At 42.2% G+C, this 17,936-nt stretch carries 16 protein-coding genes; 7 read left to right on the top strand and 9 right to left on the bottom strand.

Features of this window, described 5'->3' with window-relative positions; all coding sequences use genetic code 11:
• Positions 1–64: 64 nt before the first annotated feature.
• The 4 genes from gyrB to dnaA all read right to left on the bottom strand — a co-directional run bounded on the left by gyrB (position 65) and on the right by dnaA (position 6,330).
• The gene (gyrB, locus tag F993_RS02835) at positions 65–2,533 is read right to left on the bottom strand and encodes a DNA topoisomerase (ATP-hydrolyzing) subunit B (protein ID WP_004656866.1); all 2,469 of its coding nucleotides are present in this window, start codon (positions 2,531–2,533) and stop codon (positions 65–67) included.
• A 49-nt stretch (positions 2,534–2,582) separates the two neighbouring features.
• Entirely contained in the window at positions 2,583–3,665 is a 1,083-nt protein-coding gene (recF, locus tag F993_RS02840) for a DNA replication/repair protein RecF (RefSeq protein WP_004656864.1), read from the bottom strand.
• A 28-nt stretch (positions 3,666–3,693) separates the two neighbouring features.
• Positions 3,694–4,842: a DNA polymerase III subunit beta gene (gene dnaN / locus F993_RS02845; RefSeq protein WP_004656862.1), complete on the bottom strand. Its 1,149-nt coding sequence runs from the start codon at positions 4,840–4,842 to the stop codon at positions 3,694–3,696.
• A gap of 90 nt (positions 4,843–4,932) precedes the next feature.
• On the bottom strand, positions 4,933–6,330 hold the full coding sequence (gene dnaA, locus F993_RS02850) for a chromosomal replication initiator protein DnaA (protein WP_004656859.1): 1,398 nt from the start codon (positions 6,328–6,330) through the stop codon (positions 4,933–4,935).
• Positions 6,331–6,998: 668 nt separating this feature from the next.
• Between dnaA and rpmH the strand changes: the two genes are divergently transcribed.
• From rpmH to mnmE, 5 genes are all read left to right on the top strand, one after another.
• Positions 6,999–7,133 (top strand): 50S ribosomal protein L34, encoded by a 135-nt coding sequence (gene rpmH / locus F993_RS02855; protein WP_000831329.1) that lies wholly within the window; start codon positions 6,999–7,001, stop codon positions 7,131–7,133.
• A 27-nt stretch (positions 7,134–7,160) separates the two neighbouring features.
• Positions 7,161–7,556, top strand: a complete 396-nt coding sequence (rnpA, locus tag F993_RS02860) for a ribonuclease P protein component (protein ID WP_004656857.1) — start codon at positions 7,161–7,163, stop codon at positions 7,554–7,556.
• A 9-nt stretch (positions 7,557–7,565) separates the two neighbouring features.
• Positions 7,566–7,889, top strand: coding sequence for a membrane protein insertion efficiency factor YidD (gene yidD / locus F993_RS02865; RefSeq protein WP_004656856.1), 324 nt, complete (start codon positions 7,566–7,568; stop codon positions 7,887–7,889).
• Positions 7,890–7,891: 2 nt separating this feature from the next.
• Positions 7,892–9,652 carry a membrane protein insertase YidC gene (gene yidC / locus F993_RS02870; protein WP_004656854.1) on the top strand — a complete coding sequence of 587 codons (1,761 nt, stop codon included), beginning with the start codon at positions 7,892–7,894 and terminating at the stop codon, positions 9,650–9,652.
• Between the two features lie 114 nt (positions 9,653–9,766).
• Positions 9,767–11,122, top strand: a complete 1,356-nt coding sequence (mnmE, locus tag F993_RS02875; RefSeq protein ID WP_004656852.1) for a tRNA uridine-5-carboxymethylaminomethyl(34) synthesis GTPase MnmE — start codon at positions 9,767–9,769, stop codon at positions 11,120–11,122.
• Between the two features lie 56 nt (positions 11,123–11,178).
• On the opposite strand, the gene F993_RS02880 is transcribed toward mnmE, so the two are convergent.
• The gene (locus tag F993_RS02880; protein ID WP_004656850.1) at positions 11,179–12,360 is read right to left on the bottom strand and encodes a PilT/PilU family type 4a pilus ATPase; all 1,182 of its coding nucleotides are present in this window, start codon (positions 12,358–12,360) and stop codon (positions 11,179–11,181) included.
• A gap of 434 nt (positions 12,361–12,794) precedes the next feature.
• On the opposite strand from F993_RS02880, the gene F993_RS02885 reads away from it, so the two are divergent.
• The gene (locus F993_RS02885) at positions 12,795–13,493 is read left to right on the top strand and encodes a DsbC family protein (protein ID WP_004656848.1); all 699 of its coding nucleotides are present in this window, start codon (positions 12,795–12,797) and stop codon (positions 13,491–13,493) included.
• Positions 13,494–13,547: 54 nt separating this feature from the next.
• Here F993_RS02885 and F993_RS02890 read toward each other — a convergent pair whose 3' ends face one another.
• The 3 genes from F993_RS02890 to guaD form a co-directional block, all read right to left on the bottom strand.
• Entirely contained in the window at positions 13,548–13,799 is a 252-nt protein-coding gene (locus tag F993_RS02890) for a GlsB/YeaQ/YmgE family stress response membrane protein (protein WP_004656846.1), read from the bottom strand.
• A 206-nt stretch (positions 13,800–14,005) separates the two neighbouring features.
• Positions 14,006–14,533, bottom strand: a complete 528-nt coding sequence (gene hpt, locus F993_RS02895; protein WP_004656844.1) for a hypoxanthine phosphoribosyltransferase — start codon at positions 14,531–14,533, stop codon at positions 14,006–14,008.
• A gap of 212 nt (positions 14,534–14,745) precedes the next feature.
• Positions 14,746–16,074: a guanine deaminase gene (gene guaD, locus F993_RS02900; protein ID WP_004656839.1), complete on the bottom strand. Its 1,329-nt coding sequence runs from the start codon at positions 16,072–16,074 to the stop codon at positions 14,746–14,748.
• A 140-nt stretch (positions 16,075–16,214) separates the two neighbouring features.
• Between guaD and F993_RS02905 the strand changes: the two genes are divergently transcribed.
• The gene (locus F993_RS02905) at positions 16,215–16,841 is read left to right on the top strand and encodes a nucleotidyltransferase family protein (RefSeq protein WP_004656838.1); all 627 of its coding nucleotides are present in this window, start codon (positions 16,215–16,217) and stop codon (positions 16,839–16,841) included.
• A gap of 24 nt (positions 16,842–16,865) precedes the next feature.
• On the opposite strand, the gene F993_RS02910 is transcribed toward F993_RS02905, so the two are convergent.
• Positions 16,866–17,822: a TerC family protein gene (locus F993_RS02910; RefSeq protein ID WP_004656836.1), complete on the bottom strand. Its 957-nt coding sequence runs from the start codon at positions 17,820–17,822 to the stop codon at positions 16,866–16,868.
• Between the last annotated feature and the right edge of the window lie 114 nt (positions 17,823–17,936).

Genomic DNA, 17,936 nt, shown 5'->3' with positions numbered 1-17,936 from the left:
ATAATAAAAAAGCGATGATTATCAATATCATCGCTTTTTTATTTAAAACAGATGCTTAACGCAGTTAAGCATCAATATCTGCATTTAAGGCATTTTCTTCAATGAAGGCACGACGCGGTTCTACGTCATCCCCCATCAAGCATGAGAACATACGATCTGCTTCAATCGCATCATCAATGGTCACTTGCAACATATTACGGTTTTCAGGATCCATCGTGGTTTCCCAAAGTTGCTCAGCATTCATCTCACCCAAACCTTTATAGCGTTGGATCATCATGCCACGACGTGAGTCTTGTAAAATATGTTGCCACACTTGATGGAAACTGCTGACTTGAATACGGCGATCACCTTTTTGCAGATAAGCCCCTTCCTCAAGCAACTTGAACCAGCTCTTCGAGTTTTTCAACAGACGTGCATATTCAGCAGAATTTAACAGACCTGCATCCAATAAATATGAATGTGGTAAGTTATGTACATACACGGTCACACGAGGCCAGTAATGTGCTGATTTCTCACCTTGCGCATTTTCACGTTCAAACGCTTCTAAACTAATTTCTGGACGCAAGCTTGGTTGTAATTTCTCAATTGCAACACGTAATTGCTCTGCCCATGCTTCCACATAATCGCGTTCGTGATTGTGATCCGCTTTAAATGCCTCCAACTCCAGTAAGCCATCAAGCAAGCTTGCAGGATAACGTTGAGTTAAGCGCTGTAAGCTCTTTTGCGAGACTTGATAATCCGCAATCACTCTCGATAAGGCTTCACCAGTAATCGCAGGAGCTTCCGCACTGATATGCAATGAAAGCTCATCAATCGCATTAGAAATCAGGAAAGTTTCCAGTGCTTCATTATCTTTGATGTACTGCTCGTGCTTACCTTTCTTCAACTTGTACAATGGTGGTTGCGCGATATAGATATAACCACGCTCAACCAACTCCGGCATTTGACGGAAGAAGAAGGTCAATAACAAGGTCCGAATATGTGAACCATCCACGTCCGCATCGGTCATGATAATGATTTTGTGATAACGCAATTTGTCTGGATTATATTCTTCACGCCCGATACCACAACCAAGCGCGGTAATCAGCGTACCGACTTCTTGGCTTGAAATCATCTTGTCAAAACGTGCACGTTCAACGTTCAGGATTTTACCTTTAAGTGGCAAAATCGCCTGCATCTTACGGTTACGACCTTGCTTGGCACTACCACCCGCAGAGTCACCCTCGACCAGATACAGTTCCGACAATGCTGGATCTTTTTCCTGACAGTCGGCCAATTTACCAGGTAAACCAGCAATGTCCAAAGCACTCTTACGGCGAGTCATTTCACGTGCTTTACGTGCCGCATCACGCGCACGTGCCGCATCAATAATTTTGCCTGCAATCGATTTTGCAGCCTGTGGGTTTTCAAGCAAATAAGCTGAAAACTCTTTGTTCATGGCTTGTTCAACAGCAGGTTTTACTTCACTCGACACCAGTTTTTCTTTGGTTTGTGAAGAGAATTTTGGATCTGGTACTTTCACCGAAATGATGGCAGTTAAACCTTCACGTGCATCGTCACCGGTGACAGCCACTTTTTCTTTTTTCAGTAAGCTTTCATTTTCCATGTAGCTGTTTAAGCCACGGGTTAATGCAGCTCGGAAGCCTGCAAGGTGGGTACCACCATCTTTCTGTGGAATGTTATTGGTAAAGCAACGGACATTCTCTTGATAGCTGTCATTCCACTGCAATGCAACTTCAACACCAATGCCATTATCGGCATCCGTAGTGAAATGGAAGATTTCGTTGAGATGGGTTTTACCTTCGTTAATATATTTAACGAATTCAGATAAACCACCTTCATAGTCATAAACATGCTCGAGATTGACACGCTCATCACGCAGTACGATACGGACTCCTGCGTTCAGGAACGAAAGCTCTCGTAAACGACGTGCCAAAATATCCACACTAAAAATGGTTTGGCTAAAGGTCAGTTCACTTGGCCAGAAACGAACGGTTGTCCCCGATGTATCAGTTTCACCCACGACTTTTAATGGATATTGCGGATCGCCATGTGCGTATTCTTGCTCATGGATTTGGCCAGCACGGTGAATGGTCAAATGCAATTTTTTAGATAAAGCATTAACAACTGAGACACCTACACCGTGTAAACCACCCGACACTTTATAGCTGTTGTCGTCGAACTTACCACCTGCGTGCAGAATGGTCAGAATCACCTCTGCCGCAGACACCCCTTCTTCAGGGTGAATATCGGTTGGAATACCACGACCATTATCCGAGACGCTGACCGATTCATCTTCATGAATGGTCACCAAAATCTCGTCACAGTGTCCTGCTAAAGCTTCATCGATGGCATTATCCACCACCTCAAACACCATATGGTGCAAACCTGTACCGTCATCGGTATCACCGATATACATGCCAGGGCGTTTACGAACCGCGTCTAATCCACGTAATACTTTAATACTAGAGGAATCATAAGCCTTTTCATTTGTTTGTTCTGTTTGAGAGACTGATTGAGACTCTGAACTCATGGTTACTCCCTAGTAAATATCTAATCTATCCAAAGATGAGGAAATAAAATTATGGCGCAGCAAGACTGACTTGGCCGTGAACAACATGGAACAATTGAAAGGGAATCGACAGATCATGTAAGTGTTTTAATACCGACGCATGGTCTAAGGTGGTCATAAAAACCTGACTTCCCAACTGACTCAGTCGCTCAATTAAACGTTGTTGTGCAGCTAAATCTAACTCTGCTGTCAGATCATCTAATAATACCACAGTTTCCTTGTTACTCGCATGCAGCATTGCAATTTGTGACAGTTTTAATGCCATGATTAACAACTTTTTTTGCCCGCGAGAGAGTACGTCATCGGCATTGCCAAACGGCGTTTTTAAGCGTAAATCGGCACGGTGTGGACCATACTCGGTATAACGGCGATCAAGGTCTTTTTGATGCTGCTGAATCAAGTCCTGTAGCAAGCCCTGCTCGGTATGAAAGCCAGCACTGTATTCCAGTTCAATCTGCAGATTGGGCAACAACTGCTGCAAATCCTCATGAAAAAACTGATTCCATTGCTCAACGATTCCAACCCGTTGTGAGTGCAAAATTTCGCCATAATCACTCAGCATTTTGTTCCACGGCTCTAAATCAGCCAGACTGAGATTAAGCCGTGTTTTGAGTAAACTATTGCGCTGTTTTAATGCACGCGAATAATACTGCCAAGCAAAATAAAACTCAGGTTCCACGTGGAACATTAACCAATCCAGCAATTGCCGTCTGGGTTTAGCGCCGTGATCGATAATATCGGTACTTTGCGGATCGATATGTTGTAAAGGTAATAGTTTTGCCAGCTGACCTTGGGTCGCAATAGTATCGCCATTGACCTTAATCAGTTGCTCGCCAGAAGCCATTTTTTGCATACCAATACGTTCACTGGCCGATTGTGCAAACACAATCGCATCACCTGCCTCATATTGGATGTAATGTTTCGGAATATGGGTGCGAAACGAGCGACCTGTGGCCAATAAATGAATGGATTCAAGTATTGAGGTTTTTCCGGAACCATTGGCCCCGTAAAAAATATTAAACGGTTGCAACCCATTGAGCGCAACCGCCTTTAAATTACGTACACGCTCGATATTTAAACGCGTGATTTGCATGATTTTAAACTCAAATAATCAATGCCAATTAAACACGCATCGGCATGACAACATAAGTTTGATCAGGATGTGCAGGATCTTGAACAAGCACCGACTGGTTGGCCTCACTCATGCTCATTTTTACATCATCCCCGTCTAAAACGCTTAAAACATCTAGGATATATTGCGCATTAAATGACATTTCTAGGGGAGCATCTTGATATTGAATTGCAATATCTTCAACCGCTTCATCTTGTTCTGGGTTATTGGCACGCAACTGTAATGAATCCTGATTAAAATTCAAGAACACACCACGAAGTTTTTCATTACTTAAAATCGCCACACGCTGCAATGATTGTTTAAACACATCATGCGCAATAAAGACATGCTTATCGCCATTTTTTGGAATCACACGGCGATAATCAGGGAATTTTCCATCAATCAATTTCGTGGTAAAACGAACGGTAATATCACCCTGCTCTTTATCACGGCTTGGCGTATTGATAGTGACATTCAATAATTCACGGCCAATCAAAACCGTCAATTGTTCATCTTCAATACTGAGTAAGCGCTGTAATTCACCGACCGCCTTACGCGGAACAATGGCCTGCATCGGTGCTGCTGCTGTTGATGACGCCAACACTTCACACAACGCTAAACGATGTCCATCTGTAGTTACTGTACGTAATTGATTTTGATCAATTTCCAGCAATGTCCCAGTTAGGTAAAAACGTACATCCTGAACCGCCATGGCAAATGCCGTTTTTTCAAATAAACGCTTTAATTCACGTTGGGTAACCTGAACTTGTGTCCCTTGGCTATTTTCAGTGGTCAATAATGGATAATCTTCCGCAGGAAGTGTGCCCAAGACGAAACGGCTGTTGCCTGATTTTAAAATACAACGTTGGTCTTCGGTGATTTGGAGATCAATCAAGGCTGCTGTAGGAAGAGACTTACAAATTTCGACCAATTTACGTGCAGGAACCGTGGTTTCACCCGCTTCCAGGCAAGCCCCTTCTGCTAACGTAGTGCTGGCAACCAATTCAACTTCCAAGTCAGAACCTGTAATGGTTAAAGCCTGTTGTGTAGTTTGAATTTTAACGTTTGAAAGAATATTCAAAGTATGACGGCGTTCAACAGCCCCCACCACATGGGATAAAACATTGACTAAACTTTCTTTAGCGATTTTCAAACGCACGATTTTATTCCTCTTACAACAGAAGCCGATATGAATGTTAGCAGTGTACTATGCTGCACTTAAAAATAGTTTGCAACTCTGAAAAATAGATTAACTTTGTAACAAGCGCAGTAAATTTTTATAGTCTTCATTAAAAATAGGGTCTTCTTCACGCAAGCTGACCACTTTTTCACAGGCATGCATCACGGTACTGTGGTCACGACCACCAAAAGCCATGCCAATTTCTGGGAAACTATCCCCAGTTAATTCACGTGCCAACCCCATGGCCAATTGACGAGGACGCGCAAAAATACGGGTCCGTTTTGGCCCAATCAACTCTTTTAATGGAATACGGAAGTATTCACTCACGACTCGTTGGATATTTTCCACACTAATGGTACGTGCACGAATCGCCAATACATCTTTGAGAGATTCTCTGACCACATCCAAATCAATCGCGGTGCCTTTAAAACGTGAAATCGCCACCACTTTATTCAGGGCACCTTCAAGTTCTCGCACGTTTGCAACGACTTGTTGGGCAATAAACAAAGCACAATTTCGTGGTAAATCAACACCACTATTTTCAGCTTTTTTCAGCAAGTTCTCGATTCGGGTTTCAATATCCGGTGGTTCAACCCCCACAGATAAACCCCAAGAAAAACGAGAGACTAAACGAGGATCAAGTTCAGTGAGTTCTTTGGGATAGCGGTCTGAGGTTAAAATAATTTGTTTAGACTCATCCAGTAAAGCATTGAATGTATAGAAAAATTCAACAAGGCTTGCTTCTTTACCCGCGAGTAAATGAATATCATCGACCAACAATAAGTCTAAAGAACGGCAATTTTTCTTAAACTCTTCAACCTTACCTTTTTGTAATGAACTGACAAAGTCCTGTACAAAACTTTCTGAAGTCATATACATCACACGGGCATTTGGCTTGGCTTGTAATAACGCATTGCCGACTGCCTGCATTAAGTGGGTTTTACCGAGACCTGTTGGACCATACAAAAATAAAGGGTTGTGTTGAGAAGCGCCTAACTGCGTTAAAACTTTACGGCAGGTTTCAGCAGCCATTTGGTTAGAACGGCCTTCAACAAACAAAGAAAAGGTAAATAACGGATTGAGTTGCCTTTTTTTCGGGATTTTGGTGGCATTTTGACTGGGTTGAACCAGATCAGATTCTTTTTTTACTTTTGTTGGAACAGCAACAGGCGCACTACTTAATGCTGCTGTTGTGGTTGCAGGTTGCTCATTGGAAGACAGAATTGTCCCTGGACGTGAGTCAACCAGAATTTCAACCTGACGAACTCGGCCTTCCGACAATTGTTCGGCAAGAATAGAGATTAGTTCTAAATGGTTATCTTGAATATAACGCGTCCAATAGGGGTTTGGTGCGTATAAACGCATCACACCATCAACCTCTTCAGCAACCAAAGGACGAATCCACATCGCAAAGACGTTATCAGATAGCTCTTGTCGCAAGCGAGTTAAGCAGTCTGTCCAGAGCATGTGCATCCCCTATATATCCATTTTTTAAATTCAAAAATAAAAAACCACGCCCCTCATCTTTCAAAGGGGTCGCCATTCTAACCAAGTTATCCACATCTGTCAGGACAATTTATGGGACTTTTGCTGAAAAAGACAGCATTCGTTTATAAATTTAAATTCAAAACCACATGTGCATAACTTTTTGCACAAGCTGTGGATAGTTTTAAGCTCAAAGTTATCCACAAACTATAAAATTGATAAAAACATGCTTATCCACAACATAACTTTATGTTTATTCATAAAAAAACATCGATTTCCACAGAATAAATCCACCCTAATAAGAATAAATTTAAATTTTAAAATTTGAATTTACTTATAGGGTTCACCCGAATTGTGGATAACTGAGCATATCGAAATTTAAATTCAAAATCCAAGGATTAAATTTAAATAAGCAGATGAAATGTTGATAAGCTTGTTTGTAAGCTGTGAATATAGATGAATACTGATATAATTTAAAGAGATAGCTTGTGTATATTTTTTGTTTTCTATAAAAGCATTGGCTAGCGTGTTTCTTTATCGCTGCAAAACAAAGCAAACAAAATGTAAAGTTTTTGATTTTTCATTGACAGCGTAAACATTGCGCAATAAAATCGCGGACCTTTATAGAAAGATCATTTTGGAGTTTCGAAATGAAACGTACTTTCCAACCATCTGAATTAAAGCGTAAACGCGTTCATGGTTTCCGCGCTCGTATGGCTACTAAAGCAGGTCGTCAAGTTTTAGCTCGTCGTCGTGCAAAAGGTCGTCATAGCTTAACTGTTTAATACTGTTAAGCTGACCAGACTTGGGTGATGACACTTTACAGTTTCGGCACTGAATCTCGTATTCGTTGTGCCGCTGATTATAAAAGTGTATTTGATGGTGCGCTTTTTAAAGTGCATCAGCCCCATTTCCTTTTTTTAGCAAAATTAACCGAACAGCCGAAAAGCCGTTTGGGTATTGTCGTTGCTAAAAAAAAGGTACGTCGTGCACATGAACGAAATCGAATAAAACGTCTTGCTCGGGAGAGCTTTCGTTTACATCAAGCGCAATTTAATGCTGATATCGATATTGTGGTGATGCCTAAAGTAGGTATAGAAGCAATCGCAAATCAAGAATTACATCAACAATTAGATTTTGCTTGGCAAAAATTACAACGCTTAGCAAAGAAGCATTCCAAAGTCGTTGTGACATCCCTCCAAAATTAGAGATCTCCAATGGTACGTTTACTGCATTGGTTGATAAGATGTTACCAAATCGCAATTAGTCCATTATTGGGTCCTCGTTGTCGCTATATTCCCACTTGTTCGCAATATGCAATCGAAGCGTTGCAGACACATGGCGCGGTCAAAGGTGTATGGCTATCGACTAAGCGAATTTGCCGTTGTCATCCTTGGGGTGGGTCAGGCTATGATCCAGTGCCTCGTAAAGCAGTTCGTTTTATTTCGTTTCATCAAATAGATTCTCAAATGCATCACGTTGCTGTACCCTTTCGTGATCGTTTATTCAAGCAAAATCTCTCTAACCATTTGGGATTATAGATATGCAACAATGGGCCAGATTTGCAATTCTTGGAGCCATGTTTGTTACCGCATATTTGCTTATTTTGGCTTGGCAAAAAGATTATGGTCATGCTGCACCAGCACCGCAACAACAAGCGGCTGCTGTGACTGCACATGAAGTATCTGCAGATTTGCCAAATGCTCAAAATGCAACAGCGGCTTCAGACTTGCCACAAGCAAATGTGACTGCATCACAAGCCACAGAACATAATACATCTGTGAGTCAGCAACTGATTTCAGTACAAACTGATCTTTATCACCTGTGGATCAATCCCAAAGGTGGTGATATCGTCCGTATTGAATTGTTAAGCCATGATGAAAGCAAAGACAGCGACAAACCGTTTGTCATGCTGGAAAGTGATGCGAAACGTACTTACGTCGCTCAATCTGGTTTAATTGGTTTAAATGGACCAGATAGCAGCCGTGGCGGTCGTCCAATGTATGATGTTGAAAAAACAGCATATACCTTGGCTGATGCGAAAAGCGTTGCGTCGAAAGATGGTAAAACACAGCAAGTGTTGACTGTGCCGTTGGTATTTAAAACACCTGAAGGTGTGGAAGTGATCAAATCGTTCACCTTCACGCAAGGCGATTACCCAATTACCGTTAAACATCAAGTCATTAACCGCAGTCAGCAAAACTGGCAAGGTCAAATGTTTGGTCAGTTAAAGCGTGACAATTCGGATGATCCAGGTAAGTCTTCACAAGGTATTTTCACCTTGGGTACTTATCTTGGTGGCGCTTGGGGTACACCAGATGCGCATTATAACAAGTTAAAATTTACCAACTTTAATGACGAAAAATTAAATGTTGAAGCCAAAGGCGGCTGGGTTGCCATGGTTCAGCATTATTTTGTGAGCGCATGGATTCCTGGGAATTTAAAACTCACTCAGGCCGATGGTCAACCATATAATGCAAAATTAGAGTCACGTCAGTCTACGGACGGCATGAATATCATGGGCTTCACCTCTCCAGTGATCAATGTACCTGCAGGTACTTCAATGGAAGTGGATGCTAAACTGTATTCAGGTCCAAAAATCCAATCTGAACTCAAAGACTTAGCTGCTGGTTTAAACCAAACTGTTGATTATGGTTGGTTATGGCCAATTGCGAAATTATTGTTCTTGGGCTTGCAATTCTTCCATAACATTATTGGTAACTGGGGCTGGTCAATTATCTTATTGACGATCTTGGTGAAGTTGATTTTATGGCCACTTTCTTCAAAAAGTTATCGTTCGATGGCGAAAATGCGTGTGATTGCACCAGAAATGCAACGCATGAAAGAAGAATTTGGTGAAGACCGCATGCGTTTCTCGCAAGAAATGATGGCGTTATACAAGCGTGAACAAGTCAACCCGTTGTCTGGTTGCTTGCCATTGCTGTTACAAATGCCGATTTTCTTAGCCTTGTATTGGGTATTGATGGAATCAGTTGAACTCCGTCATGCACCGTGGTTAGGCTGGATTCAAGATTTATCTGCGATGGATCCATGGTTTATCTTGCCGTTGATCATGGGTGTGACCATGTTCGTTCAGCAAATGTTGAACCCACAACCGACTGATCCAATGCAGGCCAAAGTGTTCCGTATCATGCCAATCATGTTTACGGTATTCATGTTGTTCTTCCCTGCGGGCCTAGTGCTTTACTGGATCGTCAACAACAGTATTACCATTTTGCAACAATGGTTTATTAACAAAGGTGTCGAAAAAGACCGTCTCAACAAGGTTGAGCCGAGCGCTTAAGTTCGAACTTTTACTGAATAAATCCGCTTAAGATGGTAATCTTAGGCGGATTTTTCTTTGTCTGTATTTAGCGGTTGAACCCAACAACCCTTGCGTTTTTTAGGTGAATTTAACATGCAACATCAAACCACAATTGCTGCGATTGCTACCCCATTAGGTCGTGGTGGTGTGGGGGTGATTCGACTCTCTGGACCGAAAGCTTATGCGATTGCAGAGCAACTGACTCAGAAAAAACTGCCTGCAGCACGCATGGCCGGTTTCCGCCAGTTTTGTGATGCCGATGGCTCGGTAATGGACGAAGGCATTGTATTGTGCTTTCCAAACCCACATTCCTTTACTGGGGAAGATGTGGTGGAACTACAAGGCCATGGTGGTCCAGTCATTCAGAATGCGCTATTAGCACGTTTACTGGATTTGGGGGCGACTGCTGCAAAAGCGGGTGAGTTTTCCATGCGTGCCTTTGAAAATGGCAAGATGGATTTAGTACAAGCCGAAGCGATTGCTGATTTGATTGATGCGACTTCACAAGCGGCAGCACGTTCAGCAGTACGCTCTTTACAAGGTGCATTTTCAACCAAAATTAATACGGTTTTAGAAAAGCTGATTCACTTGCGTTTGCATGTTGAAGCTGCGATTGATTTCCCAGAAGAAGAAATTGATTTCCTGGCTGATGGCAAGATTTTGGCCTTGTTGGATGATGTACAAGATTCCGTTAAAGCGGTGCAGCAGTCTGCGCGCCAAGGTCAATTGCTTCGTGAAGGGTTACAGGTGGTGATTGCAGGTAAACCAAATGCGGGTAAATCGAGCCTGTTAAATGCACTCGCAGGCCATGAACGGGCCATTGTGACCGATATTGCGGGAACCACGCGTGATGTGCTGCATGAAAAGATCAGTTTAAATGGCTTGCCGATTACCTTAACCGATACTGCTGGTTTACGTGAAACAGGTGATATTGTCGAGCAGGAAGGGATTCGTCGTGCGATTAAAGAAATTGAACAGGCCGATTTATTACTGCTGGTCTACGATTTAAACCAGGGCGATGAACCGTTACAGCTGGCGCGTGAATATTTTGCCGATCATCTTGAGCCGAAACGTTTACTGTTGATCGGCAATAAATGTGATTTAACTGGTCAGGATGCGACTTTAAGTGATTATCAAGGCTTCCGTCATATCAGCGTGTCTGCCAAACAGGACATGGGGGTTCAGGCGCTCATAGATGCGATTACAGCGCATGCAGGCTTCCAACCTGAGGAAGACACCTTTATCGCCCGAACACGTCATTTAGACGCAATGAAGCGTACTCAGCGCTATCTTGCAGAAGCACGTGAGCAACTCGTTGTGTTTAATGCAGGTGAACTGGTAGCTGAATCATTGCGCCTAGCACAAAATGCACTAGGTGAAATCACGGGTGATTTTAGTGCGGATGATCTTCTCGGGAAGATTTTTGGTTCGTTCTGTATTGGTAAATAATCAGTTAAATCAATTATTAATGGCTTGGTTTGTGTTGCAATCCAAGCCATTGCTTATCAACCTTCTTCTTGTTCTTCCTCTGTTTTTTGTTCTTGTACCACATTTAACGCAGTCATCATTGCAACGGGTGCGCCTTCTTGGCGAGTACTTTTCAGCTTGATCTGTAAACGCAATTCATTGACTGAATCTGCATTGCGTAAGGCTTCATCATAGCTAATCGCGCCTTCGTTATACAGCTCAAATAAGGCTTGGTCGAAGGTTTGCATACCCAGCTCACGCGATTTGCTCATAATCTCTTTCAGTGCGTGGAACTGCCCTTTGAGGATATTGTCCGCAATCAATGGCGTATTCAACAAAATTTCAATTGCAGCACGACGACCTTTGCCATCTTGGGTACGTACCAGACGTTGTGAAATAATCCCTTTCATATTGGATGAAAGATCCATCAGCAATTGATTACGACGCTCTTCTGGGAAAAAGTTAATAATTCGATCCAATGCTTGGTTGGCATTGTTGGCATGTAATGTACCTAGACACAAATGCCCTGTTTCCGCAAAGGCAATCGCATGTTCCATGGTTTCTGTGTCACGGATTTCACCAATCAGAATCACATCCGGTGCCTGACGTAGCGTGTTTTTCAAGGCATGTTGCCATGAATGACAATCAACACCGACTTCACGATGGGTAATCATCGATTTTTTATGTTTATGCACATATTCCACTGGGTCTTCAACCGTAATGATATGCCCCGCTGAGTTTTCATTACGATGGTCAATCATGGCCGCCAAAGAGGTTGATTTTCCTGAACCTGTACCCCCAACAACCAACACCAGACCACGCTTTTCCATAATCACATTTTTCAGCGATTCTGGCAGTTTTAGTTTCTGAAAGGTTGGAATTTCTGAGGTAATGGTACGAATCACCATGCCGATTTGTAGCTGCTGTTTAAACACATTGACACGGAAACGGGATACATTGGGCACATTGATTGCGAAATTACATTCCCATTCGGTTTCAAACTCTTGGCGCTGTTTTTCATTCATCAAACTATAGGCAAATAGTTTGGTTTTATCCGCGGTGAGTGCCTGTTGCCCCAATGGACGCATTAGGCCTTGCAATTTAATGCTCGGTGGAAAATCTGCGGTAATAAATAAATCAGATCCCCCATATTCCACTACTTTACTAAGCATGTGAAACATAAAGGTTTTTGCTTCTTCTAATAGTTCCGCGTTATACATTGAGCTACCTAAATTTTAACAATGAAGCGAAGTTCATTGCTGTAATACGATGATAATCATCCCGATAGGGAAACATTTTTTTGTTTCTTGAAAATGAAGGATGATAGATTAATGCGACTCGATATGGAGCATTTTATTCCATCATCTTCATGGTGTTACTGAATGATGCGAATTATTCCAAAAAGCGAGGTATTGATCTATGTGCTTTTTAAAATCATTAAATAATTATCAATATGATGGACCTAAATTGTCAGTTTTTTACCGAATACATCGTTTGCAGCAGAGATTTTGGTGGATATGAGCGAAATAACGGGACGTTCCACGTGAAACATCGCGAGAATGGGTAGAGTTTTGGTTGTTGCTCGGTAAGCTGTGCTGTTGAAGAAATCCAAACTGATTACAATAGCTGCTGATTTTTGAATTGAGTGTCAGACATGTTAAAAAAAATTGGGATGTTCTCATTATTGAGCTGTATGTCAGCGATGAGCTTTGCCAACGTAGACAGCTTAAAAAGCAATTTAAATAAGCAATATCCCAATATCCAAGTCAGCAATATCCAACCCACAGAAATGACCGGTTTATATAGTGCCAGTCTGGATAATCAGATTATTTATTTGGATGAAAGTGCGCAACATATGTTTGTGGGTTCAATGGTGCGTCTAAAAGATCAAAAGAACCTCACCAAAGATTTAGTTATCCAACAAAATTCGATTGACTGGAAACAACTGCCTTTTAAAGATGCCATTAAAACGGTTAAAGGCAACGGTAAGCGTGAGTTAGCGGTGTTTTCTGATCCAAATTGTCCATATTGCAAAAAATTAGAAGCTGAACTGGACAAGCTGACTGATGTGACAATTTATACCTTTATCTATGCCTTAAAACCCCAATCGATTGCGGTGTCAAAATCGGTGTGGTGTGATGCCAATCCAGCTTATGCATGGAAAAACTTGCTCCAAAAGAATGTGCAACCGAAAGAAAAAAGTTGTGCCAACCCGATTGAGCGTAACCTCGAACTCGGCCGTAAACTTGCGGTGGATGCCACGCCAACCTTGATTTTCTCAAATGGTTTGAAAATGGTGGGTGGACGCAGTGCTGAAGAAATTCAGATGATTTGGAAAGAGCTCGGACTTTAATCAAAAAGCTCCCCAATCATCGTTTAAAATGAATGGGGAGCCTTTGGAAAGAGCTTAGCTTTTCTTGGTGATGAGTTTATAAAGGAATAAAATAATCACAGCACCCAGAACGGACGCAATAAAACCTGCTGCCGAATTTTCAGCATATAAGCCAAGTAAACGTCCACCGTAGGTGGCGAGTAATGAACCTGCGATACCTAATAAGGTCGTGACAATAAAGCCAGCTTTGTCATCACCCGGATGTATTGCACGTGCAATTAAACCAGCAAAAAAACCAACAACAATGGCTACAATCAGAGACCACATTATCTTTTCTCCTTGTTTTAAAAGCGGTATTTCTTATTATCCTGCTTGATTCGAGCGTACTTTGTCTGTAGTGGATTGCCTATTTATGTCGTATTTTTGTGCATTCTTTAGCAGGCTTTGTTTAATCACAAAGCATAAAAAAGGCACCCTAAGGCACCTGAGTAAAGTTCATGAACATTGATAAAATGCCAGTAACTGTCTACTCATTAAAGACCGATTTCACCAATAAATGGCAGATGACGGTACTTTTGATCGAAATCTAAACCATAACCGACAATAAAGCGATCTTCGACTTCGAAACCGAGGAATTTGACTTCTAACGGAATTTCACGGCGTGATGGCTTACTGACCAACGTACACAATTCAATCGAGTTTGGGTTACGTGTTTTCAGCATTTCAACCACTTTGCTGAGGGTATTACCTGAGTCGATAATATCTTCGACCACTAGCACATCTTTACCGTGAATTTCGCCATCAAGATCTTTTAAAATTTTGACATCACGAGAGGAAACGGTTCCACCACCATAACTAGACACGGTCATAAAATCGAGTTCATGTGGTTTGTCGATGGCACGGCATAAATCTGCCATAAAAATGACTGAACCACGTAATAAGCCGATCAGTACCAGTTCTTTATCACTTTGAGCATAGTGTGCATTGATTTTGTCGCCCAGTTCTTTCACTTTGGCTTGAATCTCTTCACTTGAAATCATAATGCGCATTGCAATGGTCATCGGTAGATTCCTAAAACTTAAAAACGGGAAAATAAAAAAGGTGTTGACCTGCAACACCTCGAAATCTTGAGCTAATCCGCCAATTTTAAAACAAAATCATCTTTCATGCACCTTTTGATGATGAAGAATATGTTTCATTTTGAGCAGATGCACGGTCACGTTTTAACAGAACAGCACATCCGACGGCCAATATGACCCATCCAAGTTTTTGTTTATTTAAATGTTTCGCTTTGGCTGTAGGCTTTTTGTCCATAGATATAGGTTGCCTCAATATTTCGGTCATCGCCCATGGTGAATAAAGCGAATAGGCTGTCATCAACCGATTTTGAACGGGACTGACGCAGTTGCTGCAATGCGGTCGGTTTCAGGTTCAGCACCACAAAATCGGCTTCTTTTCCGAGATTGAAGTTACCGAGCTTGTCATCCAGATGCAAGGCTTTTGCTCCGCCTAAGGTTGCATGATAGAGCGACTCAAACGCAGACAGTTTATCACCTTGTAGCTGTTGAACCTTGTACGCTTCATTGACGGTTTGCAATAAGCTAAAAGAGGTCCCTGCCCCAACGTCGGTGCCAAGGCCGACTTTAACCTGTTGTTGCCAAGTTTTGTTCAATGGGAATAAACCGCTACCCAAGAATAGGTTTGAGGTTGGACAGAAGGCAATTGCAGAATCAGTCTCATGCATGCATTTCCATTCAGCATCTTCTAAGTGCACACAGTGTGCGAATACCGAGCGCTGGCCAGTTAAACCATAGTGATGATAGACATCCAGATAGCCCTTTTGCTCAGGGAACAACTCTTTTACCCAAGCAATCTCATCTTTATTTTCACTCAAATGGGTATGTACATACACATCTGGGAATTGTGCTTTGAGTTGGCCTGCTTTTTCGAGTTGCTCAGGCGTTGATGTTGGCGCAAAACGTGGGGTAATTGCATACAGCGCACGACCTTGGCCATGCCACTTCTCGATTAATGCCTTAGAATCCTCATAGCTGCTGTCTGCAGTGTCGCACAAGGCTTCGGGTGCATGACGATCCATCATCACCTTACCCGCGATTAAGCGCATCTGGTGCTGTTCTGCGGCCTCAAATAAGGCATCCACCGATTCAGGATGTACCGTACAGAACACCAATGCTGTGGTGGTGCCATTTTTGAGTAGTTCATTGACAAAGAATTGCGCAATTTCTTTCGCATAGGCTTGGTCTTTGAACTGGATTTCGGTTGGGAAGGTATAGGTATTTAACCAGCTTAAAAGTTGCTCGCCGTAGGCCCCGACCATTTCAGTTTGTGGAAAGTGAATATGGGTATCGATCATGCCCGGGATGATCAACTGTTCTGGATAATGTTCAATTTTAACGTTTGCAGGAAGATGGGTTTGAGCGTCGTTCCACGTGCCAAACCAGCGAATTTTGCCCTGTTCAGTGATCATGACACCATCTTCGAGATAGCGCACTTGATCGGCAATTTCAGCAGCTTGGGAAACGGTTTTTTGAATATCTAAGAAACGACCACGAATCACCGTGATTGGAGTAGCCAAAGTCATAACAACCTACAATTTTACTTTTTTCGGTTGATTGTACCTGATTTTGCCAAAGTTACTGGATTATTCGTCTAATTCGTAGGCTTAAAAGGTATATAAATGTGACTCATAATTTAAATCAACTCAGTTTAGGGGAGATCGAAATGTATGTCTTATCTGGGGGAAACACAGAGACAGAGCAAAGCAATCGAAGCAAATTGTTTGATCTGATTATGCAGTCCCCTGCTTTGTATGGGATGTTGCAGCAATTGGCTCAATTACATCCTGCAGCTTATTTAGGTGCAGGCGTGCTTCGGAATACCGTGTGGGCGCATTTACATGGTCAAAGCTTTGACTTGAACAATTGCGATATCGATGTGATTTATCATGATGCAATGCAAACAGATCAGTGTTTGCAAAAACAGTTGCAGCAAGATTTAGAGCGTATCTTTCCTGAACAGCAATGGGATGTGGTGAATCAGGCCTTGGTGCATACTTGGTATGGTCAGGACAAGGCAGAAAACATTCAACCCCTACTATCGCTTGAACATGCTTTGTCGCTATGGCCAGACACAGCAACTGCGATTGCAGTCAGGTTAAACTGCGCTGGAGAACTGGAGCTGATCGCACCCTTTGGCTTGTATGATTTATTTGCACTGAGAATGCGTTGGAATCCGGCATTGGTCAGCTATGACACATTTAAACAACGGGTTGAATCCAAACAGTGGTTACAGCAATGGCCTAAATTGCAATTAGTGGATGATGCTCAAATAAAAAAGGGCCTTCATTGAAGACCCTTTGGAAATGTTTTGTGTTTATTGTTCTTGGCGTTTGTTATGACGTAACGAGAGATAAGCGGTGATGCTCAACACCAGGACGATAAAGCCTAATGAGATCCAGATTGGCATGTGGAATACATCGAGCAATAACATTTTTGCACCAATGAACAATAAGATAATGCCCAAACCATACGGTAAGTAATGCATTTTGCTTGCCGCACCTGCCAATAAGAAGAACATCGCGCGTAAGCCCAAAATTGCCATTAAGTTTGCGGTTAACACAATGAACGGGTCACTGGTCACAGCGAAAATCGCCGGAATAGAATCCACCGCAAAAATTACATCAGACGCTTCTACCAAGATTAACACCAAGAACAAAGGCGTTGCCCATAATATACCGTTCTGACGAACGAAGAACTTATTGCCTTCTAACTGTGGGGTAATCCGCATGTGTTTGCGTAACCATTTCAGGATTTTGATATCTTCAATATTGGTGTCTTCTTCATCCTGTCCTTTCAGGAACTTAAAGCCTGTGTAGACGAGGAACGCACCGAAGATATACAGCACCCAAGAGAACTCTTGTACGAACCAAGCACCAATAAAGATAAAGATGGTTCTTAAAATGATTGCACCAAGTACGCCGTAAAGCAGGATTTTACGCTGGAATGCTGGAGGAATTGCAAAAGCCGCAAAAATCATCAGCCAGACAAAGACGTTATCAATTGCCAGCGATTTTTCCAGTAAATAACCCGCAAAGTATTCCATGGTTTTTTGGTTGGCGATGGTTGCGCCAACGGTTTGTTGTAGATACAACCACAAACCACCACCAAAGATCATGGCAACGGTGACCCAAGCAATACTCCAGTAAGCCGCTTGCCTGATGGGTACATCTTGGTTTTGTTTTTGTTTAAAGCCTAAAAAGTCGACCAGTAGCATGACCGTTACGATTCCAAAGAACGCAACGTACAGCCATAAATTACCGATAGTTTCCATCACAACTCCCTATCTGGCAAATGGACATAAAAAAACCTTGACCAGTTGCCAGATGAATTAAATAAAACATCTGTTTCAACATGATCAAGGTCTTGCCTACATCACGATCGTTTG

This window comes from Acinetobacter proteolyticus, assembly GCF_000367945.1.
Taxonomy (GTDB): domain Bacteria; phylum Pseudomonadota; class Gammaproteobacteria; order Pseudomonadales; family Moraxellaceae; genus Acinetobacter; species Acinetobacter proteolyticus.
This window is presented reverse-complemented; position numbering and strand designations above follow the sequence as displayed.

Coding starts and splice junctions, on each gene's coding strand:
- gyrB (WP_004656866.1), bottom strand. CDS start 2,533: ATGAGTTCAGAGTCTCAATCAGTCTCTCAAACAGAACAAACAAATGAA.
- recF (WP_004656864.1), bottom strand. CDS start 3,665: ATGCAAATCACGCGTTTAAATATCGAGCGTGTACGTAATTTAAAGGCG.
- dnaA (WP_004656859.1), bottom strand. CDS start 6,330: ATGCTCTGGACAGACTGCTTAACTCGCTTGCGACAAGAGCTATCTGAT.
- rpmH (WP_000831329.1), top strand. CDS start 6,999: ATGAAACGTACTTTCCAACCATCTGAATTAAAGCGTAAACGCGTTCAT.
- rnpA (WP_004656857.1), top strand. CDS start 7,161: ATGACACTTTACAGTTTCGGCACTGAATCTCGTATTCGTTGTGCCGCT.
- yidD (WP_004656856.1), top strand. CDS start 7,566: ATGGTACGTTTACTGCATTGGTTGATAAGATGTTACCAAATCGCAATT.
- yidC (WP_004656854.1), top strand. CDS start 7,892: ATGCAACAATGGGCCAGATTTGCAATTCTTGGAGCCATGTTTGTTACC.
- mnmE (WP_004656852.1), top strand. CDS start 9,767: ATGCAACATCAAACCACAATTGCTGCGATTGCTACCCCATTAGGTCGT.
- F993_RS02880 (WP_004656850.1), bottom strand. CDS start 12,360: ATGTATAACGCGGAACTATTAGAAGAAGCAAAAACCTTTATGTTTCAC.
- F993_RS02885 (WP_004656848.1), top strand. CDS start 12,795: ATGTTAAAAAAAATTGGGATGTTCTCATTATTGAGCTGTATGTCAGCG.
- F993_RS02890 (WP_004656846.1), bottom strand. CDS start 13,799: ATGTGGTCTCTGATTGTAGCCATTGTTGTTGGTTTTTTTGCTGGTTTA.
- hpt (WP_004656844.1), bottom strand. CDS start 14,533: ATGACCATTGCAATGCGCATTATGATTTCAAGTGAAGAGATTCAAGCC.
- guaD (WP_004656839.1), bottom strand. CDS start 16,074: ATGACTTTGGCTACTCCAATCACGGTGATTCGTGGTCGTTTCTTAGAT.
- F993_RS02905 (WP_004656838.1), top strand. CDS start 16,215: ATGTATGTCTTATCTGGGGGAAACACAGAGACAGAGCAAAGCAATCGA.
- F993_RS02910 (WP_004656836.1), bottom strand. CDS start 17,822: ATGGAAACTATCGGTAATTTATGGCTGTACGTTGCGTTCTTTGGAATC.